Genomic DNA, 19,010 nt, shown 5'->3' with positions numbered 1-19,010 from the left:
AAGATAAAATAAAATTATGAGTTGCGAATATTAGATATGAGATTAGTGATAACATTCGTAGTTATTATGACTGATTTATTATCAATGCTTACAACTACATTATACGAGGAGGAATATTAATGAAAGCAAACAAAGTTATAATGCGACTTATTCAAAATGTAATTGCTTGGTTAGTTTCATTAATTGTATTGGTACCTCTAGTTGTGATTTTTATAAGTTCATTTAAAACTACGGCAGAGTCATATACACTTTCATTGACATTGCCTAAAAAATGGATGTTTGACAACTATTCAGTAGTTATAGAAAGAGGTAAATTAATGGGATCTTTCTTAAATAGTTTTACTTATGCATCTATTAGTACATTAATCATAGTATTTTTATCAACACTTGCAGCATTTGTGCTTGCAAGAAATAAAAATAAAAGGAACAAAATAATATATTACTTTTTAGTACTTGGCATAGCTATGCCAGTAAATTATATTTCTTTAATGAAGGTATTACAGTTTACTAATTTGATTAATACAAGACTAGGAATCATACTTATTTATGCTGCATTTGCGTTGCCAATTAGTGTGTTTATATCATACGGATTTATAGATACAATTCCAAGAGAACTAGATGAGGCAGCAATCATAGATGGTTGTAATCCTTCATCCCTTTACTTTAAAATTGTATTTCCACTGTTAAAACCAATAATAGCAACTTTATTTGTACTAAACTTTATGAGTACTTGGAATGATTTTACTATGGCTATATACTTTTTAAATGAATCTAGCAAATGGCCAATGACGCTAGCAGTTTACAACTTTTTCGGACAGTTTTCTACTCAATGGAACCTTGTATGTGCTGATATTGTACTAACATGTATTCCAGTACTTATTGTTTTTATACTTGGACAAAAATACATTGTTAGTGGAATGACTTCTGGTTCTGTTAAAGAATAATTGTATAATATTTTTTATTAGGAGGCGCTATAAATCATGAAATTTACAGATGGAAACTGGTTATTAAATAAAGGGGTAAAAGCCCACTATCTACATCAGGTTTATGATGTTGAAGTTAACGCGGATTCTGTTACAATATATTGCCCAGATAAGGAAATTCGTGACCGCGCTGATACTGTAGATGGAATGCTAGTCTCAGTTAAATTCTCGTCACCAATGGAAGACGTTATTAACGTAAAGCTAGATCATTTTATAGGGTCTACATTGCCAGAACCAAAGTTTGATATTAAAAATACTATAAATAAACATATTGATATTAAGGAAGATGACAGTCAAATAATCCTTAAAACAGGTTATTTAAGTGTAAATGTTAATAAAAAAGAACCTTTTACTATTGATTTTATAAGTGGTGGAAAATCTATTACAAAAACTGGGTATAAAAAGATTGCTTATATGGAAAATGAAAAAAAAGAAAACTTCATGATGAATCAATTAGACCTTGATGTTGGAGAATGTGTTTATGGACTAGGTGAGAGATTTACGTCCCTTGTGAAAAATGGACAAGTAATTGATATTTGGAATGAAGATGGTGGTACATCTAGTGAGCAATCATATAAAAATATTCCATTTTATATTACTAATAAAGGCTATGGAGTGTTTGTTAACCATACAGGACGAGTTTCATTTGAGGTGGCATCAGAGAGAGTGTCTAAGGTTCAATTTAGTGTTCCAGGTGAATCTCTTGAATATTATGTAATATATGGACCTAGCCCAAAAGAAATACTAGAGAAGTATACATCGCTTACTGGTAAACCTAGTTTACCTCCAGCTTGGTCATTTGGGTTATGGCTTACTACTTCATTCACTACAAGTTATGACGAGAAAACTGTTACAGGAATAATTGATGGCATGATTAAAAGAGATTTGCCCTTAGCTGTATTTCATTTTGATTGTTTTTGGATGAAGGAGTATCACCTATGTGATTTAAAGTGGGACACAAATGTATTTCCTGATCCAGAGGGTATGCTTAAAAGACTTAAGGATAAGGGATTAAAAATTTGTGTTTGGATTAATCCATATATCGCTCAGCGCTCAAGTATGTTTGATGAGGGAAAGGCAAATGGGTATTTTATAAAGAAAAAGAATGGGGATGTTTGGCAGTGGGATAGATGGCAGGCTGGTATGGCGATTGTTGATTTCACAAACCCAGCGGCGTCAGCTTGGTATGCTCTAAAACTTAAAAAGTTAATGGAGATGGGTGTTGATTGTTTTAAAACTGATTTTGGTGAGAGGATACCTACAGATGTAGTATATTACAATGGCGATGATAGCACAAAAATGCATAATTATTATACTTATTTATATAATAAGGTGGTATTTGAAGCAATACAAGAAGTTAAAGGTGAAAAAGAGGCCATAGTTTTTGCAAGGTCAGCAACAGTCGGAAGTCAAAAGTTTTCTGTTCATTGGGGTGGAGACTCTACAGCAGATTATGAATCTATGGCAGAGAGCTTAAGAGGTGGAATATCATTATCTATGTCTGGGTTTGGATATTGGAGTCATGACATAGGAGGGTTTGAAAATACCTCAACACCGGACATCTATAAAAGGTGGGTAGCTTTTGGAATGTTATCTCCACTAAGTAGGCTACATGGTAGTAAATCTTACAGAGTGCCTTGGGCTTATGATGGGGAGTCAGTTGATGTTTTAAGATATTTCACAAAGCTTAAATGTACATTAATGCCGTATTTATATAGTGCTGCAATAGAAGCAGCAAGTAAGGGTATTCCTATGATGAGGGCAATGCTACTAGAATTTATGGAAGATCCGAACTGTGATTATATTGATAGGCAGTACATGTTAGGGGAATCGCTGCTTGTTGCTCCAATTTTCAGCGAAACAGGTGATGTATCTTATTATCTTCCAAAGGGAATTTGGACAAACTTTCTTACAGGTAAAAGAGTAGTAGGTGGTGGTACTTGGAATTTTGAAAAACATGATTATTTGAGTATACCTTTGATGGTTAGGCCGAGCAGCATAATTGCAGTGGGTAATGTTAATAACAAACCTGATTACGATTATGCAAATGGAGTTACATTACATGTTTTCGAAATTCAAGATGGATATTCTTTAACTTCAATCGTCCATAATACAGATAGTAACGAGGAGCTTAAAGTAAGTGTGAAAAGAAATGGCCATTATATAGTTATAAATGTAGATGTTGTTAATAAACCGTGGAGTATTTTATTTAGAGGAGTATTTGAAGCTCAAGAGGTTAAAAATGCAACATGTATTCTTGAGGATTTTGGAATTAGATTAATTCCTTACAAGGATAGTTATGAAATATCACTAAATATAACAGTATAGAAGTATTCAACAAGTTAACGAATATTATTTCAGTTAATGTAAAGGTATAGCATGTTTTTGCTATACTTTTTCTATTGATATTACCTAAAAGAATCACTTGATAAATTATTAACATAGTGTTATTATTCTAATGTAATAAAATTATTATTACAGGTAATATAATTAAAAGAAACGGTAATATGTTCGTTTATATATGAATTCTCAATGATAGGTTGTAAATATTTTATACTAATTTTTTGGTGTTTATAACCTACATTATAAAAATAGGAGAAGTGATAATTTGAAGCATTTTGATAATGATATACAACTTATAAAATACGAGGTAATAAGGGAAGTAGCTAAACTCTCTATTAAAGGAACACTTAAAAAGGAAGGTAAAAATCTTTTTAAGGTTCTTGTTCCGGGACCTAAAGCAAAAACACGTTGCTGTATTCATAAGGAAAGAGCCATTATTGGAGAGAGAATTAAACTTGTAATGGGCGGAGATAAAAAGAACAAAAATGTTATTGAAGTAATAAGCTCTGCATGTGATGAATGTCCTATACAACGATTTACAGTAACAGAAGGGTGTAGGGGTTGCATAACACACAAATGTATTCAAGCCTGTCCTGTAGGCGCAATTCACTCTATAAATCGAAGATCGTACATTGATCCAAATAAATGTATTGAATGCGGTAAATGCAAAACTGCTTGCCCTTACAATGCAATTTCAGATGTTATGAGACCTTGCCGTAGAGCCTGTAATGCAGGTGCTTTAAATTTTGATGAAGATAAAAAAGCAGTAATTGATGATGAGAAATGTATACAATGTGGAGCTTGTGTTTATCAATGCCCGTTTGGTGCAATAATGGACAAGTCATCAGTTGTAGATGTTGTTGATATATTAGAAAAGTCAAAAATTGATGAAAGCATACATGTATATGCAGTATATGCACCTGCAATAGCTAGTCAATTTACTTTTGCTAAACTTGGTCAAGTAGTTTCAGGTATAAAAAAAATGGGCTTTCATGATGTAATAGAAGTTGCACTTGGGGCTGATATGGTAGTTCAAAATGAAACAAAAGAATTTATAGAAACTATCGAAGAACTTAAAACTATGACAAGCTCTTGTTGTCCTGCGTTTGTTTCGTATATTAAGAAAAATTACCCTGAACTTGGTAAACATGTTTCAAGTACAGTTTCACCTATGATAGCAATTTCTAGACTTATTAAGAAAGAAGACCCAACATGTAAAATTGTTTTTATAGGACCTTGTACAGCTAAGAAAATGGAAATTAAACAAGAAGATTTAAAAGGCATTACTGACTATGTATTAACTTTTGAAGAGCTTCAGGCAATGCTTGATGCTTATGAAATAGATATTGCAGAGTGCGAGGAACTTCCATTAAATAATGCATCATATTACGGGAGAATTTTTGCTAGATCTGGTGGACTTACAGAGGCAGTAAAACACTTAGTTGACGATCAAGAGACAACAGTTGAGCTTAAACCTATAAGTTGTGATGGTCTTATTGAATGTGATAAAGCCTTGAAGTTATTAAAATTCAATAGGTCTGCCGGTAATTTTATAGAAGGAATGGCCTGTACTGGTGGATGTATAGGTGGTGCAACTGCCCTTCATCATACTCCAAAAGATAAGGTTGAAGTAAATAAGTATGGAAAGCTTGCATTAGAAGAAAATGATATTGAAACACTAAGAGTAATAAAAGTTGAGGAAGTTGATATGCACCGTGGTAAAAACTTCATGACTAAATAGAATTAAACTTGTACCAATAGTAATGGCGATTTGAAAAAAGTCTGCGAGCTATTGGTACTTTTTTTATCTAACCTAGCTAAATTTGTGGAATTAAATAAATAACATTTATAAAGTTATCAACTGTATTTAAGAGTGATTAAAAAAACATCTTGAAAAAAACAGATTTATGAAGTATTCTTATAACATTATAAATTAAGTTAATTAAGTAAAATATATGGAAACAGTTTTACTATTAAGTGGTTCACAAAAGTCTTAGGAGAATAAATTATATATATTATATATGAGCAATTAGGAGGTGAGCTATAGTGGAAGGTGAATGTACTAACCTGACAATTAAAAAAATGTTGGGTAAGCTTGAAAAAATTAAATATATTAATTCAGAGGAGACTATTGAATTTGCTAATCAAATATATTTATTATGCTTAGCTGAAAATTACGAAATTGGGATGGCTTATTCATTGCTAAGAATTGGAGCGATTTACTTAAATATGAGTAAATATGAAAAGGCCACGTCATATTTAGGTGATTCAATAAAACTATCTCAAAAGCAAGGTATATGTGATTTGCAGATACTTTCTTATATAGCAATAGGTGATATTTATTTTGATATTGGCGAGTATGAAAAAAGTATGGATTATTTTAATTCTGCTAAAAACATCTCAAAAACAATTAATAGTAGTAAAAATTACTATAATGATAGTTTCGAATTTTATGCTGCAAAAATTTATAACAATATGGGTGAAGTATATAGAATCCTTAAATGTTATGAAGATGCGATTATATATTACAACTTGGCTGTAAAAATTGATTGTAAATTTAATTACAATGCTACATTTGGGATTGCACTTTCGAACCTTGCTTATGCTGAATACTACCTAGGTAATTATGATAAAGCTTTGGTTAATTTAAATGAAGCACTTATATATTTACATAAGTATGATTATAAAAGTGGTATGGTAGAAGCTTATCAACTATCGGCTTTGGTATATGAGAAAAAAAAGAATTATGAAGAATGTGAAAAATATTTTGCCAAAGCAATGGTTATTTCTTCAGAAATATCATATGTTTACGGTGAAATTGATCTGTATTTAGATTATGTTAATTACCTTGAAAACATAGGTGAAAGAGTTAGAGCAATATGTAAATTAGAAGAAGTATACAATATTTCTATAAATAATAAAATGTATACTAAAACTATAGAAATATGTAAAATAGCTATCATATTATATAAAAAGGAAAATGATATTAATAATACAAATAGATATTATAAATTATATTTTAAAAATCAGAAAAAATCGGAAGATATAGTATTAGAAAACAGAGTTAGAAATTTAAAGATAAAGGTACAACTTGATATTTTAGAAGAGGAGAATAGGAATATAATAAAGAAAAATGAAGTGTTTAAAAGGAAGACAGATGATCTTATAGAGATAATAAAAAAAATAACTATTATAAGTGAATTGGGAGAGAAAATTACAACAACATTAGATCTTAATCAAATATATGTAATGCTTCATGAAACAATACAAGGTTTTATGCAAGCTGATACTTTTGGAGTTGGTCTATATAATGATGACAAGAAAATAAGTGGGTATAAATATCTTATAGAAAATGATATTAGAACGGAGCTACATGAAATTAAGTATGATAACCCTGCAAGTATGGCAGTAAAATGTCTAAGAGAAAATAAAATTATTGTCATTAATGATATGTTTAATGAATTTTCAAATTACGTAGACGATATGAATTATATAATAAGGAATAAAGAAAATAATGATCTAAATTCAGCTATATATTGCCCGCTTACCGTTGATAAAAATTTAATTGGAGTGATTACTGTACAAGCTTTTGAGAAAAATTCTTTTAATGCTCTTACAGTAGAAATTATAAAAGCACTTTCAACCTATGGAGCAATAGCAATATATAATGCAATAAAATCAAAAAATCTCATTGATGAAGTACAGCAAAGAAGAAAAGTTCAATTAGAACTACAAGATACTAATAATAAATTGATTTATTTATCTGAAAATGATGGACTTACTAATATTCCAAACAGAAGAAAATTTGATTGTGTTATTACTGAGGAGTGGAACAAAGCAATTGATAGCAAAAGTCCTATATCAATCATAATTTTTGATATAGATTGTTTTAAACAATATAATGATAATTATGGTCATACTGAGGGGGATAATTGTTTAATAAAAATAAGTAATGAGCTTAGTCAATCACTAGCAAATAAATATTTTGCTGCAAGGTATGGTGGTGATGAATTTATTATTGTACTACCGGATACAAATTTTGAAGATGCCATGAGATATGGTGAAAAATTTAGGCTTCTAGTACAAAAATTATCATTAATTCATGAGTTTTCAACAATAGGGGATAAGGTATCTATAACCCTGGGTACGTCATCTGTTATACCAAATAAATACATTACAATTACCCAATTCATAAAACAAGCAGATGATGCGTTATATAAAGCAAAGAATAAAGGTAGAAATCAGATTGTAGGTTATGTGATTTAATAACAATCACTGCTATTTATGGGTCAAAAAAATGATTCCTGTACAATACAGGAATCATTTTTTTTGTTAACTTTTCTCGCAAGAATTATTTAATTAGTTTATTTTCAAGTAAAAAATCTTCTGCAACTTTTGCAGGCTCTTCTCCAAGTTTATCAACTTTATAATTTAAATCTATCATTTTTTTCTCCGTAATCTTTCCACCTAATTTATTAATTAAAGCTTTAAGTTCTGGATGTTTCTTAAGAGTTTCACTACTAACTATTGGTACACAATCATAATTTGGGAAGAAATGTTTATCATCTTTTAAAACCTTAAGTTTATATGATTTCAATAGCCCTTCTGTTGTAAAAGCATCTATAGCATCTACTTTCTTATTACCTATAGCTGTATAACGTAGTCCTCCATCGATTGAACTAAAACTTTTGAATTTTAGGTTATATACTTTAGTTATTCCAGCATATCCATCTGCTCTATTACAAAATTCTAATGTAGCACCAAGGGTAAGCTTGTCTCCCACTTTTGCAAGGTCGGAAATAGTCTCAAGATTATACTGCTTTGCTGTGTCTTGTCTTACGGATAATGTATAAGTATCATTAAAACCAAAAGGTTTTAGCCAAGTTATACCATAATTTTTAACGTAATAATCACTTACAACTTTATAAGCCTTATCTGGATCATTAATTGGTGCTTGCTTCATAATACCAACCAAACTCATTCCAGTATACTCAGGGTACATGTCTATTTTACCAGTTTTTAATGCGGTATAAGCAAGCCCCGAGCCTCCTAGATTTAATTGCGTTTTTACTTCGATATCTGTATTTTTTTCTATTAACGTTGCTAGCATGTTACCGAGTATTATCTGCTCAGAACTGTTATAGCAACCTACTATAATTGTGTCACTTTTTTTACTGTACAAATACGCTCCACCAGCTATCAATATAACTACTAAACTGCTAGCTATAATTTTTTGAGTTTTATTGAATTTGTATTTTTTTCTTTTAGATAGTTTAATTGTTCCATCTGCTTTTCTAATTCCAGGAGGGGTTACCCCTTTTTCAATTTTCTCTACAATAGAGTCCATTAATAACGCAAGTAAACATGCAGGAATTGCTCCGGCGAGTATCATATTATTATCTACAGTTTGAACACCTGAGAAAACCATATATCCAAGTCCACCTGCACCAATGAATGCTGCAATTGTCATAAGTCCGACAGCAGTAACTGCTGATATTCTTATACCAGTCATAATTACGGGGAATGCAAGTGGTAATTGAACTAGATTAAGGACTTGTTTATTAGTCATGCCCATACCTTTAGATGACTCAATTACATCTGGATTTATATTCATAAGTCCAGTATAGGTATTTTTTATTATAGGAAGTAGTGAGTATAAAAATACCATTAGTATTGCTGGTGCACTACCTATTCCCATTAGTGGTATTAAAAATCCTAATAGTGCTAAACTTGGTACAGCTTGTATTAGGTTCGCAAAACCTATAACTGGACCTGCGAGCTTCTTAACTCTAGATATTAAAATACCTAAAGGAATTCCAACAATTATTGCTATAATTACAGCGAACACTGTTAATTCAATGTGCTGAAGTGTTAAATTTATTATTTCTCCTTGCCTTGAAACTACAAAATCTTTAAAACTAACTATTGAATTTATTATTCCCATTACGCCTCATCCTCCTGGTCAATATACTGATTGCTTAAAACAATTAACAAACTACTCTCAGTAATTAATCCAACTAACTTTGAACTATCATCTACAACAGGAACATATCCAATTTTAAGTTCATTCATTAGATTTAATATATCTATTAAAGAGTCATCCAAATTAACGGTTTTAATCTCTGTGCCCATAATAGTATTTACCTTTAGAGAACCTGTGTAATTTCTTATAATATCTTTTATTGTAACTATTCCTTCAAGCTTATCATATTTGTCAATAATTAATAAACTGTCTACTTTGTTTGCTTTCATGATTTCTAAAGCTTGGACTACTGTTCTGTTGCCGCTAGTTGTAATTGGCTCAGTAATCATAATATCTTTAGCTTTAATAAATCCCGGTTGCTGCCATATTCTATTTTTACCTATAAATTCTTCAACAAAATCATCAGCAGGATTATTTAAAATTTCTTCTGGAGTATCAAATTGAATTATACTTCCGCCTTTCATAATACAAATCCTATCACCAAGTTTAAGAGCTTCATCCATATCATGAGTTACGAATATTATTGTTTTTTTGAATTCTTGTTGAAGATTAAACAATTCATCTTGAAGTTGATTTCTTGTAATTGGATCTAAAGCACTAAAAGGCTCGTCCATAAGAATTATTTCAGGATTTGTTGCAAAAGCTCTTGCTACACCAATTCTTTGTTGCTGACCTCCACTTAATTCACAAGGATACCTATCTATGTATAACTTAGGATCCATGTGAACCATTTCTAAAAGTTCGATTGTTCTTTTATGTATTTCATCCTCTGTCCATTTTTCTAATTTTGGTATTATTCCTATGTTTTCTCCAACAGTCATATGTGGTAAAAGACCGGTTTGTTGTATGACATATCCCATATTACGCCTGAGCTTAATAGTATCTTCTTTTAGTATGTCTTTTCCATTTAGATATATGTGTCCTGAAGTGGGGGCAATTAGCTTATTAATCATTTTTAAGGTTGTAGTTTTACCACAACCACTTTGTCCTACTATAACGACAAATTCCCCTTTATTAACAGTAAAACTGATGTCCTTAATTACTGTTTGATTTTTGAAAATCTTTTGTATATTTTTGAACTCTAACATGTGATCTCTCCTCAATATATTAATACGAAGTTAGCTAATTTACAATAATTAGAACTAACAACTTATATGATATCATAGGAATGTCTGTTTGGAAAACTCCATAAACTATGAACAAATGTGGCAGGTCTATCAATAGTGGGGTATAGGTGATATAGGGGTAAAAATGAAACATATGCTAGATAATAGTACCATTACTGGCTATTTGGTCTTTTATAGGTGTCGAATACTGGTTATTTATGTTTTGAATATTTTATATTTTGCTTTTTAGCGTAAATCCAATTTATTATAATAGTATTTGTTTGACAATAGTGTACGACGTACACTATACTGAATGAGAGGTGATTATATGGGTTCTACAGATGAACTGATTAGTTCCCTAATTGTGGAACTAAAACGTGGTACATTAGTACTTTCCGTACTAAGCCAACTTAATAATCCTGAGTATGGTTATTCACTTGTACAAAAGCTTGAAAAGAAAAATGTACTAATTGAGGCTGGAACACTCTATCCCTTACTACGTAGATTAGAAAAACAGAAACTTTTGACTAGTAAATGGGACACAAGTGAAAGCCGTCCACGCAAGTTTTATTTGATAAGTGATGGCGGGCGAGAAGTGTATCATCGTTTAAAAAGTGAGTGGAAATCTCTTTCAAAAAATTTAGACTCATTATTAATGGAGGAAGATAAAAATGAAATTGATTGATTGTTATGTATATGCTGTAACTGAACATTTAGAAGCAAATACAAGGGAAGATGTAAGTTCAGAACTTCGCGGAAACATAGAAGATATGTTACCAGAGAATTTCTCGGAAAACGATGTACGTGAGGTTCTTTTAAAACTGGGTAATCCAAGGGAGCTTGCTGATGGGTATAGTGAAAGGAAAAGATATCTTATAGGACCTGGACTTTATGATAATTACATTGCGGTGCTTAAATTAGTGATATCTATTGTAACAACAGTATTTATAAGTCTTACTATAGTAGAGTGGTGTTTTAATCCTCCTGTTTATAAGGAATTTGCTCAAATGTCAATTAAATTTTTCATGGAGTTATTGTTAGCTCCTGTACAAGGGGTGTTTCAAGGATTTTTATGGGTAACATTTATTTTCGCAATAATAGAGAGAACTGGAATTAATGATGGTAAAAGACCATTTTTAAAGAAAAAATGGTCTCCGGAAGATTTGGAAGAGTTACCAGTGTCTAAAGGAAGAAGAATTTCTCGTATAGCGACTGTATTTTCACTATTTTGTAGTGTGTTTTTCACAGCTTTAATATATTGGGAGTATCAGCTTATTGGATTATATGTTAAAGGTAACAATGGTCTTATTTTTGTTGCACCACTATTTGTGAGTGAACGCCTACAATCATACATTGCTTTAATTCTTTTATTTAGTATAATTCAAGTTAGTATCTTGATTTGGAAGTTCATTTCTATGAAGTGGAACGTTCTACTAGCAATTGCTAATGCTACGCTAAATATATCATTATCGGTTTTTGTTTGTGTAATGTTAAGTGATAATTTCTTATTTAATAAAGAATTTTTAACGAAAATAGCTGATTATACAAATATTACACATACTCAAATTTTATCATATTGGACTTGGAATTTATGGATATTTGCAACTGTTTTTATTTTTATTAATCTAGTAGATAGTGTTATGGGATTTGTAAAGTGTAAAAAATAATAGTTTTAGTTTTTTATATCCACACCACCAAAAATTGCGAAACAGTGCAAAGTTAAAACGGGTGCACCTGGTTTAACATAACTTTTGCCAGAAGTTTTATTAGACCAGCCACCAAAAATAGGAAGACCTCTAACTACAACAGTCCAATCCAAAGGAACTATTATTTCAACCCCACCAAAAGCTGCGGTTATATCAATACTTACGCCTTCATTTATAAGTGTCGCATCACTAAGGTCTATATTAATGCCGCCAAAAACAGCTACAAGGGTACCACCACTAAAGTTTTTAGAATTATTTTTACTTTTTACGCCTGAAAAAAGTGCTATATTATCTACCAGATCTTGGTCAATATCTCTTTTAATTAAATTGTGATTTACCCATAGTGAATTTTTAGGTAATAATAATGACACTCCGATTGCTATAATTATAGCAGGCCAGAAAAATCTCATTAGATTAAAATTAAAAATATGGAACTCTCGTATTTGAAAAAATATACCTATTATAATGAATGTTATACCTGAGGTTTTAGAAGCTGAGTCTCTATTTAGTTTACTACAACCAATTCCTATTAGTAAAAGCGGCCACCACGTTGATATTACTCTGCCAAAATTCCATAGCCCTAATTGGTCGAATATTATTGCTATACCGAAAATTATTAATATGATACCCAAATGGAATTTACTTCTCAAATCAATTCCTCCCTAAATTTTTTAAAAGTGCTTAAAAATTATTAACTCATTGGTTTATTTAATTATATGTATTTATTATACTATAATATGGCAGTAAGTGATTTAAATAAAAATATAAATTGGATTGAAAATGTAAAGAACTGTTAACATATTTACAAAATATGTTATCATTAAATATAAAGAAGGTTTAACATTTAACATTTAGGAGGGTTTATTTAAATGTTTCTAAGAAAAGATGAACGCGGGCAAGCAGTAAATCGGTTAGCAATTAGATATACTTGGTTTTTTGAATCAATATTAATTTCCGGTTTATGGATGGCAATAATTTTAAATAAATTAATATTGTTTCAATCAATACATTTGTTTAGTACAATTTTTATTTCATTTTCAATTAACTTATACATACCTCTATTGGCAAGTACACAAATGATGGTTATGCTTGTAGGCCAAGCAATAATTAATAAGCATTCGGGGGGACCTAACGCCCCAATAGTTAGTGGTAATAATAAACTCAGATTTATGGATGAAAGAGAACGTATAGTTTCAGATAAAGCAGCTTTTATAGTTTTGATTTATACTAATGTATTTCTTATTATATTGACTATTATAGATATTTTATTTAGCGGTATATTAGGCTTGCCTCTCATAATAATCATATTAGAAGTGGTTTTTTATAAGATAGTTAAAAGGTTAATACTAAACCATTATGGAGAGGATATATCATGAAAAATCGGGTGAAGGAATTCCGTAAACAATATCAATTAACACAGGAAGAGCTTGCTAAAAAGTTAGGGGTTACTAGGCAAACAATAATAGCTGTAGAGAATGATAAATATAATCCTACTTTAGAACTAGCAATGAGGCTTGCAAGATATTTAAACACTACTATTGAAGAGTTATTTGAGTTAGAGGAGAAATGATAATTTAAAGTGATAATTTTTTATAGTTAAAAGTTGACATTAACAATAATTCACAATAATATATATGTAATATAGAATAATACCAAACAGAACGATTTTGATTGAAAATAATAATTAGTGTAGGGGTGGGTTACTATGAAAACGACAATTTACTATTTTAGTGGAAGCGGTAATTCTTTGAAGGTAGCAAAGGATATTGCAGCTGGATTAAAAAATACGGAAATTATACAAATTTGCAGAAATAATATAGGGTTTAACAATACAACATCAAAGAAAGTCGGAATTATTTTTCCAGTATATTATTCTGGAATGCCCCTTTTAGTTAAAGATTTTATTGAGAAAATAGATATTCCAAGTGATGCTTATGTGTATACAGTTGTAACATTTGGAAGAGCCGCTGATGCTTCTATTTCACAATTAGAAAAACTGTTAATTAATAAGGGAATAAAGCTTTCTGCAGCATTTAAAATCAAGATGCCAGGGAATTATCAAGTAATGTATTCACCTATATCAGAGAAAAAACAAAATCGATTATTTGAAAATGAACAGAAAAAGATACCTTTGATTGTTGAGAGTATAAATAATAATGAGATAATTAAACTTAGTGGGATCAGCGATAAAATAATGCAAACTGTTGGTGATTTTATGTACACTAGTTTTAATCCTTCTAAAAAAGATGAAAATTTTTGGACAGATGAAAAATGTAATGGTTGTGGAATATGTCTCAAGGTATGCCCTGCTAATAATATAAAAATGAATGATCATAAACCGGAATGGCAACATAAATGCGAGCAATGTGTTGCTTGTATGCAGTGGTGTCCACAAAAATCAATTCAATATAAGAAGGTTACAATAAAGAGAGGTCGTTATCATCATCCAGACGTAGTAGCCAAGGAATTATTTCATCTATAGAAGAAAAAACCAATCGGAAGAGAAATATGTAATATAAATTATACATAATTAATAAAATAAGTGTGAAGTCATGTAAAAAAGACTTAACGCTTATTTTTATTTGCTGAGATTCGGGGCTCGAAATAAATAAAAAATATTATAATTTAGGTTGACATTAAAGATATATAATTATATAATTGAGTTGAGCAAAATTAAATTGTATAAAATTAAATTTAGTTAGTAAAACTAAATTTATTAAGTTAAAAAAATACACAATATATATATGAAGGAGAGTAATTAAAATGAAATTTTATGATTTTTCAGCAAAAAATATGGATGGACAAGATGTAAATATGGTAGAATACAAGGGTAAAGTGGTTTTAGTTGTAAATACTGCAAGTAAATGTGGTTTAACACCTCAGTTTACGGGACTTGAAGAATTGTATGAGGAATACAAGGAAAAAGATTTTGAGATTTTAGGGTTCCCTTGTAATCAATTTGCAAAACAAGATGCAGGAAGTAATGAAGAGATAAATAACTTTTGCCTAATAAATTATGGTGTTAGTTTTACAATGTTTGAGAAAATAGATGTAAATGGACAAAATGCACATCCACTATACAAATATTTAAAAAGCGAAGCAAAAGGTTTAATAAGTAAAGAAATAAAATGGAACTTTACAAAGTTCTTAATAGATTCTGATGGAAATGTAATTAAGAGATATGGACCAACTACAACTCCATTAAGTATTAAAGGTGATATTGAAGAATTACTAAAGTAATATAGAAGAATTACTTTAGTAATATAGAAGAATTATTAAAAAATAATTTATTTACTAAGGAGAATATTAAATGAGTGAGAGATATGATATTGCAATAATAGGTAGTGGACCAGCCGGTTTATCGGCAGCGCTTAATGCAAAAATAAGAAATAAGAAATTTATTATTTTTGGTAGTAAAGATTTCAGTACTAAATTAGTAAAGGCACATAAAATTAATAATTATTTGGGCTTTTATGGTAAAAGTGGAGCTGAAATTAAAGATGAGTTTGCTAGCCATTTAGAAGCAATGGATATAAGTATTACTCAGGAAAAAGTAAATAATGTATATGCAATGGGTGATTATTTTGCACTAATGATAAATGAGAAAATGTATGAAGCAACTTCAATAATACTCGCTACAGGAGTTAATTTCGGTAAACCTTTTAAGGGTGAAGAAGAGTTCTTAGGTAATGGAGTAGGATATTGTGCAACTTGTGATGCTCCATTATATAAAAATAAAATTGTTACAATAATAGCTTATGATAAAAAGGAAGAAGATGAAGTTAACTTCATAGCTACAGTGGCATCTAAAGTTTATTATATTCCAATGTATAAAGAAGAGGTTCAAGTTGATTCATCAGTAGAAATAATTAAAGACATACCAGTTGAAATAGTTGGTGATGAGAAGGTTACTAAACTAATACTTAAAAATACGCAGTTAATAACAGATGGTATATTTATTTTAAGGGAAAGTGTATCACCAGGGCAATTAGTGCCAGGACTTATTATGGATGGAAATCATGTAGGAGTTAATAGAAATATGAAAACCAATTTAGATGGTTGTTTTGCTGCCGGAGATATAGTAGGTACGCCTTATCAATATATTAAATCAGCAGGTGAAGGAAATATAGCAGCATTATCAGCCGTGGCATATGTAGATCAGCAAAAAAGAAAATAATAATACATAAATAAGAATAAAAGGAGAAATTAATATGATATATGATTTCAAAGTAAAAAATATAAAAGGTAACGAAGTTTCACTTGAGGATTATAAAGGAAAAGTACTATTAGTGGTTAATACAGCTACTGGTTGTGGATTTACTCCTCAATATGAAGGACTTCAAAAAATGTATGAAAAATATAAGAACAAAGGTTTTGAAATATTAGATTTCCCAAGTAATCAATTTTTTGATCAAGCTCCAGGAACTAATGCAGAAATCGCAAATTTTTGCCAGTTTACCTATGGTACAACTTTTGAAACATTTGCTAAGATAGATGTTAATGGTGAAAATGCAGATGAATTATATAAGTTCTTAAAGAAAGAAGCACCTAAGGCTAGTGAAGATGAAAAATCAGAAGGATTATATAGTAAATTGTCTGGTATGGGATTTAATACAACAGGCGATGATATTAAATGGAATTTCACAAAATTTCTTGTAGGTAAAGACGGCGCGGTTATTGAAAGATTTGATCCAACATATGAACCAGAAAGAATAGAAGAGAAAGTTGAACAATTACTTGGTTAAAAGTTATTGTTAGGTAGTTATTATAAAACACCTCTAATTTTAAAAATTAGAGGTGTTTTATTTTTTTGAAAAATATAGTTACATTTACTATAGGCATATATTAGTTGGGGGCAAAGGTATAATTATAAATCCACCTAACTGCTTTGATACTTGGGGTATGATGTGTGAAGGTGATATATCGGAAATTTATAAAAGTAAAAGTTTAAACTTTAAGTTACCCCTATTATCAGCACTTGTAAGTGCAACATTTATATTTGGAAATTATTTATTATCATTATCTAATGACTCATATGTTTTGCCTAGACTGATTTTAGTATGGCTTTTCAGCTCATTATTTTTAGCTTATGCGGTAAAAAAAATGGTAGTGAAGCCACTTAATTCTACTATTTCAATCCTAAAGGAAATAGCAGAAGGTGAAGGTGACCTCACACTTAGGGTAGGGAAAAACTCTAATGATGAAATTGGAGAGCTCTCGAGATGGTTTAACAAATTTATAAATAATCAAATGACTATAAATTCTAATACGCAGGCGTCTAAAAATGTTATAATTAGCATGAAAGCCTTAGAAAGTGGTATGAAAAATACACTTGATAGCATAAGTGTACTTCAGGAATACTCAGAGGAAATAACAGAAGTAACAAATGTAATAAGTGGAATTAGTAAACAAACCCATCTGCTGGCATTAAATGCATCTATAGAATCTGCACGTGCAGGTGAAGCTGGTAAAGGCTTTAATGTTGTTGCAAAAGAAGTATCAAAACTCGCAGTTGGATCTGCAGATGCAGTTGTATCAATTGGAAAACTTATATCTTCTCTTCAAAATGAGACTGAAATCACAATTAAAAATGTACGTGATATTGGAACAAAGATAGAGCAGGAAAGTGAGATTGTTTCTAGCTCTATGGATGCTTTTAATAAAATACAGAGTCAGATAACGCTTGTAACTAACGATGTAACAGCAATCACGAATTTAATTAAACTTAAAGCTAATGAAATAAATCAGATAAAAGAAAATATTGGTACTTATAGGTTCTATTTTAAAGCAAACAAAACAAGTAGAACAAGCTTCGAAAGTGCTTTCTCATTCATCAGATAATTTAAATGATATTGTAAGTGCTTTTAATATAAAACAAGTTATTAATATAAAATGTTCCCGGATAAAGGAGGAATAAGATAATGACAATTAGGACAATACGTAAAGTAGTGACTGGAACCACTCAATATGATGGGGCCGGAGTAAAACTTGTAAGGGTGATTAGTTTACCAGATGTTAAAGAGTTTGACCCGTTTTTGATGTTAGATGCTTTTGATTCATATGATTCGGATGACTATACGAAGGGGTTCCCATGGCATCCACATAGAGGAATTGAAACAGTTACTTATCTTATAAAAGGACATATTGAGCATCAAGACAGTCTAGGCAATAAAGGTAATATTTTAGATGGCTGCTGCCAATGGATGACTGCCGGTAGTGGAATTATGCATCAAGAAATGCCGCAAGTATCTGAGAGAATGCTAGGAGTTCAGCTTTGGCTTAATCTACCACAAAAAGATAAAATGACGGCTCCAACTTATAGGGATATAAGAGCGGATATGGTGCCTAAAATTTTAGGGGAAGGTTCAACAGTTGGGGTTATTTCTGGAGAATATAAAGGTAATTCGGGGGCAGTTCAAGGCGAACATGTAAAAATGTTATTTTTGGATGTTAACCTTGAACCTGGCGTAAAGTGGGAACTAGATACTATTAAAGATGCAAATTTGTTTGTTTATATAGTAGAAGGTGAAGGCTTATTTGATAATTCTAATGATAATATAACGCCTAGTAAAAGTGCAGTGCTCTTTAATAATGGTGAGCAGCTAATAGCTCGAGCATCAAGCAAAGGAGTTCGTTTCCTTTTGTTTTGCGGAGATAAGTTAAATGAACCAATTGCTTGGGGTGGACCTATTGTTATGAATACACAAGAGGAACTAAAGCAAGCATTTAGAGAAATTGATAATGGAACATTTGTTAAATAAAAAAACTCCTCTTTTGAGCAATGTCATTAAGTTAACCATCTTGTGACAAATAGAATTATAGCCAATTGAAAGTATGTATGCTTTTAATTGGCCTTTTTCTTTTACAACTATTATTTTTGGGCATGCAA

17 protein-coding genes are annotated in these 19,010 nt (G+C 30.6%); 14 read left to right on the top strand and 3 right to left on the bottom strand.

Features of this window, described 5'->3' with window-relative positions:
- Positions 1 to 119: 119 nt before the first annotated feature.
- From KPL55_RS23590 to KPL55_RS23575, 4 genes are all read left to right on the top strand, one after another.
- Entirely contained in the window at positions 120 to 944 is an 825-nt protein-coding gene (locus KPL55_RS23590) for a carbohydrate ABC transporter permease (RefSeq protein ID WP_216309211.1), read from the top strand.
- 36 nt (positions 945 to 980) lie between these two features.
- Entirely contained in the window at positions 981 to 3,311 is a 2,331-nt protein-coding gene (gene yicI / locus KPL55_RS23585) for an alpha-xylosidase (protein ID WP_216309210.1), read from the top strand.
- Between the two features lie 280 nt (positions 3,312 to 3,591).
- Positions 3,592 to 5,067 (top strand): 4Fe-4S dicluster domain-containing protein, encoded by a 1,476-nt coding sequence (locus KPL55_RS23580; protein WP_216309209.1) that lies wholly within the window; start codon positions 3,592 to 3,594, stop codon positions 5,065 to 5,067.
- A gap of 305 nt (positions 5,068 to 5,372) precedes the next feature.
- On the top strand, positions 5,373 to 7,592 hold the full coding sequence (locus KPL55_RS23575) for a diguanylate cyclase domain-containing protein (RefSeq protein WP_216309208.1): 2,220 nt from the start codon (positions 5,373 to 5,375) through the stop codon (positions 7,590 to 7,592).
- A gap of 85 nt (positions 7,593 to 7,677) precedes the next feature.
- On the opposite strand, the gene KPL55_RS23570 is transcribed toward KPL55_RS23575, so the two are convergent.
- Both KPL55_RS23570 and KPL55_RS23565 read right to left on the bottom strand, forming a co-directional pair.
- On the bottom strand, positions 7,678 to 9,270 hold the full coding sequence (locus KPL55_RS23570) for an ABC transporter permease/substrate-binding protein (RefSeq protein ID WP_216309207.1): 1,593 nt from the start codon (positions 9,268 to 9,270) through the stop codon (positions 7,678 to 7,680).
- On the bottom strand, positions 9,270 to 10,397 hold the full coding sequence (locus KPL55_RS23565) for an ABC transporter ATP-binding protein (RefSeq protein WP_216309206.1): 1,128 nt from the start codon (positions 10,395 to 10,397) through the stop codon (positions 9,270 to 9,272). The genes KPL55_RS23570 and KPL55_RS23565 overlap by 1 nt, the downstream gene beginning before the upstream one ends.
- A 346-nt stretch (positions 10,398 to 10,743) precedes the next feature.
- Between KPL55_RS23565 and KPL55_RS23560 the strand changes: the two genes are divergently transcribed.
- Both KPL55_RS23560 and KPL55_RS23555 read left to right on the top strand, forming a co-directional pair.
- A complete protein-coding gene (locus tag KPL55_RS23560; RefSeq protein WP_216309205.1) occupies positions 10,744 to 11,100 on the top strand; it encodes a PadR family transcriptional regulator in 357 nt (118 codons plus the stop codon).
- Positions 11,087 to 12,082 carry a hypothetical protein gene (locus tag KPL55_RS23555; RefSeq protein WP_216309204.1) on the top strand — a complete coding sequence of 332 codons (996 nt, stop codon included), beginning with the start codon at positions 11,087 to 11,089 and terminating at the stop codon, positions 12,080 to 12,082. The genes KPL55_RS23560 and KPL55_RS23555 overlap by 14 nt, the downstream gene beginning before the upstream one ends.
- 5 nt (positions 12,083 to 12,087) lie before the next feature.
- Here the strand turns inward: KPL55_RS23555 and KPL55_RS23550 are convergent, their stop codons facing one another.
- Complete coding sequence (locus tag KPL55_RS23550) at positions 12,088 to 12,771, bottom strand: LiaF transmembrane domain-containing protein (protein WP_216309203.1); 684 nt, start codon at positions 12,769 to 12,771, stop codon at positions 12,088 to 12,090.
- Positions 12,772 to 12,990: 219 nt separating this feature from the next.
- Here KPL55_RS23550 and KPL55_RS23545 point away from each other — a divergent pair, with 219 nt between their 5' ends.
- The 8 genes from KPL55_RS23545 (at position 12,991) to KPL55_RS23510 (ending at position 18,882) form a co-directional block, all read left to right on the top strand.
- Entirely contained in the window at positions 12,991 to 13,497 is a 507-nt protein-coding gene (locus KPL55_RS23545; RefSeq protein ID WP_216309202.1) for a hypothetical protein, read from the top strand.
- Positions 13,494 to 13,691 (top strand): helix-turn-helix transcriptional regulator, encoded by a 198-nt coding sequence (locus KPL55_RS23540; protein WP_216309201.1) that lies wholly within the window; start codon positions 13,494 to 13,496, stop codon positions 13,689 to 13,691. The genes KPL55_RS23545 and KPL55_RS23540 overlap by 4 nt, the downstream gene beginning before the upstream one ends.
- Positions 13,692 to 13,826: 135 nt before the next feature.
- Entirely contained in the window at positions 13,827 to 14,603 is a 777-nt protein-coding gene (locus KPL55_RS23535) for an EFR1 family ferrodoxin (protein ID WP_216309200.1), read from the top strand.
- A gap of 281 nt (positions 14,604 to 14,884) precedes the next feature.
- A complete protein-coding gene (locus KPL55_RS23530; RefSeq protein WP_216309199.1) occupies positions 14,885 to 15,361 on the top strand; it encodes a glutathione peroxidase in 477 nt (158 codons plus the stop codon).
- 70 nt (positions 15,362 to 15,431) lie between these two features.
- Positions 15,432 to 16,298: an NAD(P)/FAD-dependent oxidoreductase gene (locus KPL55_RS23525; protein ID WP_216309198.1), complete on the top strand. Its 867-nt coding sequence runs from the start codon at positions 15,432 to 15,434 to the stop codon at positions 16,296 to 16,298.
- Between the two features lie 34 nt (positions 16,299 to 16,332).
- Complete coding sequence (locus KPL55_RS23520) at positions 16,333 to 16,866, top strand: glutathione peroxidase (protein ID WP_216309197.1); 534 nt, start codon at positions 16,333 to 16,335, stop codon at positions 16,864 to 16,866.
- A gap of 52 nt (positions 16,867 to 16,918) precedes the next feature.
- On the top strand, positions 16,919 to 17,962 hold the full coding sequence (locus KPL55_RS23515; protein WP_216309196.1) for a methyl-accepting chemotaxis protein: 1,044 nt from the start codon (positions 16,919 to 16,921) through the stop codon (positions 17,960 to 17,962).
- Between the two features lie 80 nt (positions 17,963 to 18,042).
- Positions 18,043 to 18,882, top strand: coding sequence for a pirin family protein (locus KPL55_RS23510; protein WP_216309195.1), 840 nt, complete (start codon positions 18,043 to 18,045; stop codon positions 18,880 to 18,882).
- The last annotated feature ends 128 nt before the right edge of the window (positions 18,883 to 19,010 follow it).

The sequence above is a fragment of the Clostridium lacusfryxellense genome (assembly GCF_018861735.1).
Classification (GTDB): Bacteria; Bacillota; Clostridia; order Clostridiales; family Clostridiaceae; genus Clostridium_AD; species Clostridium_AD lacusfryxellense.
This window is presented reverse-complemented; position numbering and strand designations above follow the sequence as displayed.

What these genes read in the sequence shown, in the direction of transcription:
- KPL55_RS23590 (WP_216309211.1), top strand. Translation starts at nt 120, where the DNA reads ATGAAAGCAAACAAAGTTATAATGCGACTTATTCAAAATGTAATTGCT.
- yicI (WP_216309210.1), top strand. Translation starts at nt 981, where the DNA reads ATGAAATTTACAGATGGAAACTGGTTATTAAATAAAGGGGTAAAAGCC.
- KPL55_RS23570 (WP_216309207.1), bottom strand. Translation starts at nt 9,270, where the DNA reads ATGGGAATAATAAATTCAATAGTTAGTTTTAAAGATTTTGTAGTTTCA.
- KPL55_RS23565 (WP_216309206.1), bottom strand. Translation starts at nt 10,397, where the DNA reads ATGTTAGAGTTCAAAAATATACAAAAGATTTTCAAAAATCAAACAGTA.
- KPL55_RS23560 (WP_216309205.1), top strand. Translation starts at nt 10,744, where the DNA reads ATGGGTTCTACAGATGAACTGATTAGTTCCCTAATTGTGGAACTAAAA.
- KPL55_RS23555 (WP_216309204.1), top strand. Translation starts at nt 11,087, where the DNA reads ATGAAATTGATTGATTGTTATGTATATGCTGTAACTGAACATTTAGAA.
- KPL55_RS23545 (WP_216309202.1), top strand. Translation starts at nt 12,991, where the DNA reads ATGTTTCTAAGAAAAGATGAACGCGGGCAAGCAGTAAATCGGTTAGCA.
- KPL55_RS23540 (WP_216309201.1), top strand. Translation starts at nt 13,494, where the DNA reads ATGAAAAATCGGGTGAAGGAATTCCGTAAACAATATCAATTAACACAG.
- KPL55_RS23535 (WP_216309200.1), top strand. Translation starts at nt 13,827, where the DNA reads ATGAAAACGACAATTTACTATTTTAGTGGAAGCGGTAATTCTTTGAAG.
- KPL55_RS23530 (WP_216309199.1), top strand. Translation starts at nt 14,885, where the DNA reads ATGAAATTTTATGATTTTTCAGCAAAAAATATGGATGGACAAGATGTA.
- KPL55_RS23525 (WP_216309198.1), top strand. Translation starts at nt 15,432, where the DNA reads ATGAGTGAGAGATATGATATTGCAATAATAGGTAGTGGACCAGCCGGT.
- KPL55_RS23520 (WP_216309197.1), top strand. Translation starts at nt 16,333, where the DNA reads ATGATATATGATTTCAAAGTAAAAAATATAAAAGGTAACGAAGTTTCA.
- KPL55_RS23510 (WP_216309195.1), top strand. Translation starts at nt 18,043, where the DNA reads ATGACAATTAGGACAATACGTAAAGTAGTGACTGGAACCACTCAATAT.